Raw genomic sequence first — 6,374 nt, forward strand, 5'->3', positions numbered from 1 at the left:
TTATTATACCAAATATTGGGGGTATTTTTTTCAATTTATTATACATATAATTATTTCGAATTTTCAGATTGACTTTTTCAGTGGCCCCGAACGACTCTCGTGGACAAAATCGGGAGTCAACCAGCAAAAATTATCCAATAGAACAGGTTCTCAAAGACAAAACCGTAAGTCATTATCAACAACTCTTAAAAAGATACAAAATATTTCTCCATTGAATAGGCTTTTTGGTTAAAAACAGACAATATGCAAAGATCCTTCTATCCTTGCCTGATTTTTTAACAAAAAGCTTTAGTGGAGAAACTTCATGTAATTTTATAAAATTGTATGTGTGTTTATCTGAACTTCATGATTTTTTTACACACCCTTGAAAGCCCTTTAGTTTTTCAATATATTTTTTGTATCTTGACTATCCCAAATGATTTAGATATAATCTTGTTAAAACAATCACATAACTTTTAATCGATGACAGGAAATAGTAACAGGGTGAATTTACTTTAAGAGAGCTGATGGTTGGTGAAAATCAGCAGTAAAGACCTGTGAATCCATCCTTGAGAGTGGTACTGAAAAGAACTTGAGTAGGTACTGCCGGTAAAACCGATATCTTGATCGAGAGGTAAGTATTTTTTACAATACTTGCAATTTGGGTGGCAACGCGGATATTCAAACTTCCGTCCCTCTTTTGGGATGGAAGTTTTTTTATTTATGTAAGTCTATTTTAAACGAGGAGGTAGGAAAATGTTTAATATTAAATTACTTAGGGAGAACTTTGAAGAGGTAAAAGCAAAATTACAACATCGCGGTGAAGACTTAAGTGACTTGGAAAAGTTTGGTGAACTTGACCAAAAGCGCCGGACATTAATCGTTGAAACTGAACAATTAAAGAAAAAGCGAAAAGATGTATCTGCTCAAATTGCCGTTCTAAAAAAAGAGAATAAAGATGCTGAAGATTTAGTTGTTGAAATGCGTGAAGTTGGTGATCAAATAAAGGAACTTGATGAAGAATTACGTGTGATTGAAGAAGAATTAAATGCATTACTTTTATCCATCCCTAATTTGCCGCATGAAACCGTACCCATCGGTGATACAGAGGATGACAATGTTGAAATTCGTAAGTGGGGAGAACTTCCTCAATTTGATTTTGAACCGAAACCCCATTGGGATGTTGCGACTGAATTAGGAATTATTGATTTTGAACGTGCTGCAAAAGTAACAGGAAGTCGCTTTGTTTTTTATAAAGGCCTTGGTGCAAAATTAGAAAGAGCACTAATGTCCTTTATGCTTGATCTTCATACGGAACAACATGGTTATACAGAAATGTTGCCGCCATATTTAGTAAATCGGGCAAGCCTGACCGGGACCGGACAGCTGCCAAAATTTGAAGAAGATGTGTTTTTAGTTGAGAAGAAGGATTATTTCCTCATACCGACAGCAGAAGTACCTGTTACCAATTACTATCGTGATGAAATATTATCTGCAAAAGACCTTCCTGCTAAGTTTGCTGCGTACAGTGCTTGTTTTCGTTCTGAAGCTGGATCGGCAGGAAGAGATACACGTGGTTTAATTCGACAACACCAATTTAATAAGGTTGAATTGGTAAAATTCGTTAAACCGGAAGATTCTTATGATGAATTAGAAAAACTAACTAATGATGCCGAAAAGGTTTTACAATTACTGGGACTTCCTTATCGGGTAGTAGCTATTTGTACAGGCGATCTAGGATTTACTGCTGCGAAAAAATATGACTTAGAAGTATGGCTACCAAGCTACAATACGTATCGTGAAATTTCTTCTTGCAGTAATTTTGAAGATTTCCAAGCAAGAAGGGCAAATATCCGGTTTAGAAGAGAACCAAAAGCGAAACCTGAATTCGTTCATACGTTAAATGGTTCCGGATTGGCAATTGGGCGTACGGTTGCCGCCATTTTAGAAAATTATCAACAGAAGGATGGAAGAGTACGAATACCAGAAGCTTTAAGACCTTATATGGGTGGTAAAGAATATATTGGGTAATATTAATGTATAAACAATTTGTTTCTTAAAAAGTAAATCCCGACAATTAAATTAGGCCGAGAACATTGATTTAATCATGTTTTCGGCCTGTTTCATTTTCTCTAAGTGTAGATAAACAATAGATATGTTGGGAATTGGAGGAAAATTCCTATAATTAGCTTTGGTTTAGTGTATGATTCACACCCAAAAAACTTTTTTGTGAGAAACTTAACACAAATAACAAGAGTTTCTATTGTACTAGCGTGGTCCAAAAAGAATATCACTACTGAAGTTTTGTGATGGTTTTCACTGAATGGGCTGAACGTAACCGGAGTGGTCCTTAAGCACGGATTCACTGTTCATAGTCAATGTTTGTAAAGGTATTCCACTTAATCGGGGTAGTTTTAAGCACGCGCCCACTACTCATACTCAATCTTTATGAAGGTGTTAGGCTAAAAGGATGTACTTAACCGAGATGTTTTTAAGCACAGGTTCACTGTTCATACTTAATGTTTGTGATAGTATTCACTAAATGTGGTTTATTTTAAACCGGACAAACAATAAATAAGATGTAAGTTGACTTAAAGCTACAATACTAAAAGACATAAATGACTCAACGTTCCAGTAAAATTGCCGTTAATTAAGATTCTAATAAATTAAACCCTGCAGACATACTTACCTGCAGGGTTTTTCTTCTTTCTTATTTTAGGATTTTTATTCTTGAATCGTAATATTGACGTTACGTACGCCCCAGTTTATCGCTTGCTCTCTGGTTGGGAAGTAAATGTCGATCTTATTCCCTTTAATCGCGCCGCCCGTATCTGCTGCAATGGCTTCCCCGTAGCCTTCTACATAAACTTTACTGCCAAGCGGTATTACTTTTGGATCAACGGAAATGACTTTCGCATTCGGGTTTTTATTTAAGTCAATTCCTGTTGCGGTAATTCCAGATCCACCCGCACTTTCAACTGTATACCCGGTCGAAGTGACAGTTATCGTTTTACCGGGTTGTGCTTCTTGTTGAGTTGTTACTTCTTCAGTTGCTGGCTCTTCACTTACTTCTGCAGGCTGTGCTGGTGTCGTTTGTTGTTCGGTTTGTTTTTGTGCAGGAGCGGGAACTTCCCCCTCACTTGGTTCCTCTGATGCCGGTTGTTCTGCAGCTGCCGGTTGCTCAGTAAGTTCTGTAGCCGGATTTTCTGCCGATTCATTCGAATTTTCTTTCGCCTGTTCATCCCCTGTTATAATTTGTCGTGCAGGCTGACTACTAGATTGTCCATTTGCACCTGACAAAGCTACTTCATCTGCATTTACCCCGGGGATCGTTAAAACTTGACCAATCAAGATTAAGTCGGATGTTAAGTGATTGGATTCTTTTAATTCATCTACGGTAATGCCATAGTGTTGTGCAATCGCCCAAAGTGATTCACCTTTGACGACAGTATGTACGAATTCCGTTTGCAACACTTGGCCAGGATGGATAGTGTAAGATTGTAAATTATTAAATTTTATTAGATTATTTACGGTTGTCTGATGTTCTCTTGCAAGATTCCAGAGATTGTCACCATTCTGCACGACAATTTCTTCTGCAGAAACAGCCGATGTCCATAGACCCGCACTAGCAATCGCTGCAGCAACGGTAACGACTAATTTTTTCATTTTGTAATTCCCTCCTTGTAGGCTACATATGAACTTTAACATAGAAATAGAGGGATTACAGTTACATAGAAATTAAAAATGCGTTTCAAAGATTTAACATTTCATTAAAATGGATATAAGGTCCTTAAGAACGTACTACATAAATACTACTTTTGGATAGACATGCCCTTTTCAGCATTATTCAAAACCTTCCCGCTTAATTCTCCTGAAATACATAAGATAAGAAACGCCGGCTATGGTAATCGTGAACATACCAATTAGCAGGAATAGGCCATTATTTGTTGCTGTGTTTGGTAGTTTCAATCTCTGGTTATTTCCAGCCGTTTTTACGGTGTTCGTTGTATTTGCTTTGTTGTTCATTTGTTCAAGTTTCTCCCCTGTTGTGCCGCTATTACCGGAATTCAAATTTTCTCCTTGATTGCTGCCAGTGTTTTGACTGCCGTCCTTTTCATTATTTTGAGGTCCTGTTTGGTCGCCACCACTTCCTGTACCCGAATCACCCGGCTGTTCACCATTTTGACCGCCATCATTATCATCAATAGGATCAGATTTACCTATTTCCAGCCAAAACAGTTCATCGACTTTCACGTAAAGAATATTGGTGTTTTGATCAAAATAGAAATCACCTACCTTTCCATAATCGACTTTTGGGGATCCTTGTCCAACAAGTTGTTCCCCTTCGTATTCTTTAAGATCATAGCTTTTTTGCCAAACTAGATCTACTTTTTCATATACAACCCAGTTTTTGATATCTAGGTATTTATCTCTTGGGTGTCCTTTTTCATCGCTCGGTGTTCCCTCTCCAAATATCCAAACAATCGGTAAATTAGGGATGATAAAATTAGCAAACTGTCCTGCAATTGCTTGATAGCCTGCTTCTGTAGGATGAATGTCCGGATTTGGTAAGTATTCTTGGTATTTACCATTGAAAATCTCAAAAGTTGGTACAAAGGTCGCTCTGTTATAAAAAGCCACTGTGTCTATAACTTTATTTAATTCACCGATTAAATAGAGGACAGCATCCTGTATATTTGGTAAAAAGTGTAAGGCGTTGTAGTAACCCATTATATAAACTTGTGCATCCGGATTAATTTTTCTAATTTCTTTCAACGTTACATCAATATTGTCTCCAACTGTAATCATTGCAGCTTGAATCTGTTTCATTAATTCCGAGTCATTCGGGTTGAATTTCGTTACATCCCCAATTACCCCTAAAACATCATTTGCCCCTGCATCATAGGTAATAATGTCTGCTTGTTTTATAGCCTCTCTTACTTGCTGATATTTTGGGCTTTGTGGATTTATCAGGTCATCCAGCACATGAGTTGTTCTATATCCGCCAATCCCGAAGTTCTGCAAGTCAACTAAATAAGAGGAACCGCTTTCAATTCTCTCCTTAATGAATTCAGGATAACCCCTTCCTCTTGATTTGTCATTTAAATATCCCGCTGCCAAGGAATCCCCTAAAGCAACATAATTTAATATTGGCTTTTCAAAATTAGCAGCTAATGTTTGATGTGGTAAGACAAATGAAATAACCAAAAGAACAGACAAAATTATAGTAATGAATTGTTTTATTCTTTTTTTCATGAACATATCCCCCAATGCCCTATTAAAAAATTAATCTTCTATATATGCAAATCAATGTTGTTATAAAACAGTGGTCTTATGTTGAATGCATCATCTACTGAGACAATTCTGGTGCTCTCCTTTTTTATTGATTTGCCTAAAAAAGATAAACAATACTTTCCATTCACTCCTTTTGTTGTTAGTTATACTATTTAATCTATTCTATGTTTTTCGTTAAAACCCTTTAAAAAATAAGTTTTTTTGGGTGATTTTTTCCGATAATTTTATCTAAAAATCTAATATACATAGGAGTCAAAATTACTTAAAACTTTTCTTTTAAATTAAAGTAACTCTTTACCTATTTCTAATTGCAATGTTTTTTTAATAAAAATTTTAGCACTTTCAAAATAAAGTGTGTACAAGTGCCAAGTCATATGCAAGAAGCGGACAAGTTTCTGCATATGGGCAACTGTCAGCTTTGCAAATAATTGGGATTTTTGCATACATGCCTGTCTTTGTTGACAACATCGTCATTGCAGCTTTTTTTGCTTAGAGGCCGATCTCCGAATACCCCCATAAATTTTGATCCCGGCTTCAAATTCTCTCGATTCATAACAGCTTGCGATTTTCTTCTGCCGCAATATCCACCAGTTCTTCTAAAGGATCTAGTTGCTCCGTTCATCGCTCATGCTCTCGCCTCCTTTTACGGTTCAATCAATAGGCTTTCGGCTCGAAATGCATAAATAATATCCTTTTCTTCTGACCCAAAAGATTCTTAAATGACTTAGACACGCCCAGCACAGTAAAGTTCCGTTTGTATATCTTCAATTTCTTCAATATAAGCTTCTGTTTTTAATACGCCTTCTACAACAATTGCGTGTTGGTCTTCTGCTTCAACGAGCGTACGAGTAACGGTTAGCATTCCATTAATCGGCATTGAACCATTAACAATGATCTCACCCATTTATTTTCCTCCCTTCGCATTCTTTCCTTCTCTAATCTATTACTCATGAATGATTCGCTATTCTATATAAGCGTAAACAAACAAAAAACAGCCAAAATGCGGCTGCTTTTAATAAAAATAGTTTGTGTATTATTTTCTATGGAGGTAATTGCGATGTTCGTTATTCCTTGATTCCCAAAGGATAGAGAATACGCTG

General features: G+C 36.6%; 4 protein-coding genes and 1 other annotated feature. Of the genes, 1 reads left to right on the plus strand and 3 read right to left on the minus strand.

Going from position 1 to position 6,374, the window contains the following annotated elements; all coding sequences use genetic code 11:
- Positions 1 to 453: 453 nt before the first annotated feature.
- Positions 454 to 679: a binding site (T-box leader), on the plus strand.
- 56 nt (positions 680 to 735) lie between these two features.
- A complete protein-coding gene (gene serS / locus LIZ98_RS16445) occupies positions 736 to 2,010 on the plus strand; it encodes a serine--tRNA ligase (RefSeq protein ID WP_034772960.1) in 1,275 nt (424 codons plus the stop codon).
- Between the two features lie 693 nt (positions 2,011 to 2,703).
- On the opposite strand, the gene LIZ98_RS18070 is transcribed toward serS, so the two are convergent.
- The 3 genes from LIZ98_RS18070 to LIZ98_RS16465 form a co-directional block, all read right to left on the minus strand.
- On the minus strand, positions 2,704 to 3,645 hold the full coding sequence (locus tag LIZ98_RS18070; protein ID WP_034772970.1) for a LysM peptidoglycan-binding domain-containing protein: 942 nt from the start codon (positions 3,643 to 3,645) through the stop codon (positions 2,704 to 2,706).
- A 177-nt stretch (positions 3,646 to 3,822) separates the two neighbouring features.
- Entirely contained in the window at positions 3,823 to 5,235 is a 1,413-nt protein-coding gene (locus tag LIZ98_RS16460; RefSeq protein ID WP_227140282.1) for a GDSL-type esterase/lipase family protein, read from the minus strand.
- Positions 5,236 to 5,998: 763 nt separating this feature from the next.
- Positions 5,999 to 6,178 carry a hypothetical protein gene (locus LIZ98_RS16465; protein WP_108898834.1) on the minus strand — a complete coding sequence of 60 codons (180 nt, stop codon included), beginning with the start codon at positions 6,176 to 6,178 and terminating at the stop codon, positions 5,999 to 6,001.
- Positions 6,179 to 6,374: the final 196 nt, after the last annotated feature.

This window comes from Caldibacillus sp. 210928-DFI.2.18 (assembly GCF_020554505.1).
Lineage (GTDB): Bacteria > Bacillota > Bacilli > Bacillales > Caldibacillaceae > Caldifermentibacillus > Caldifermentibacillus hisashii.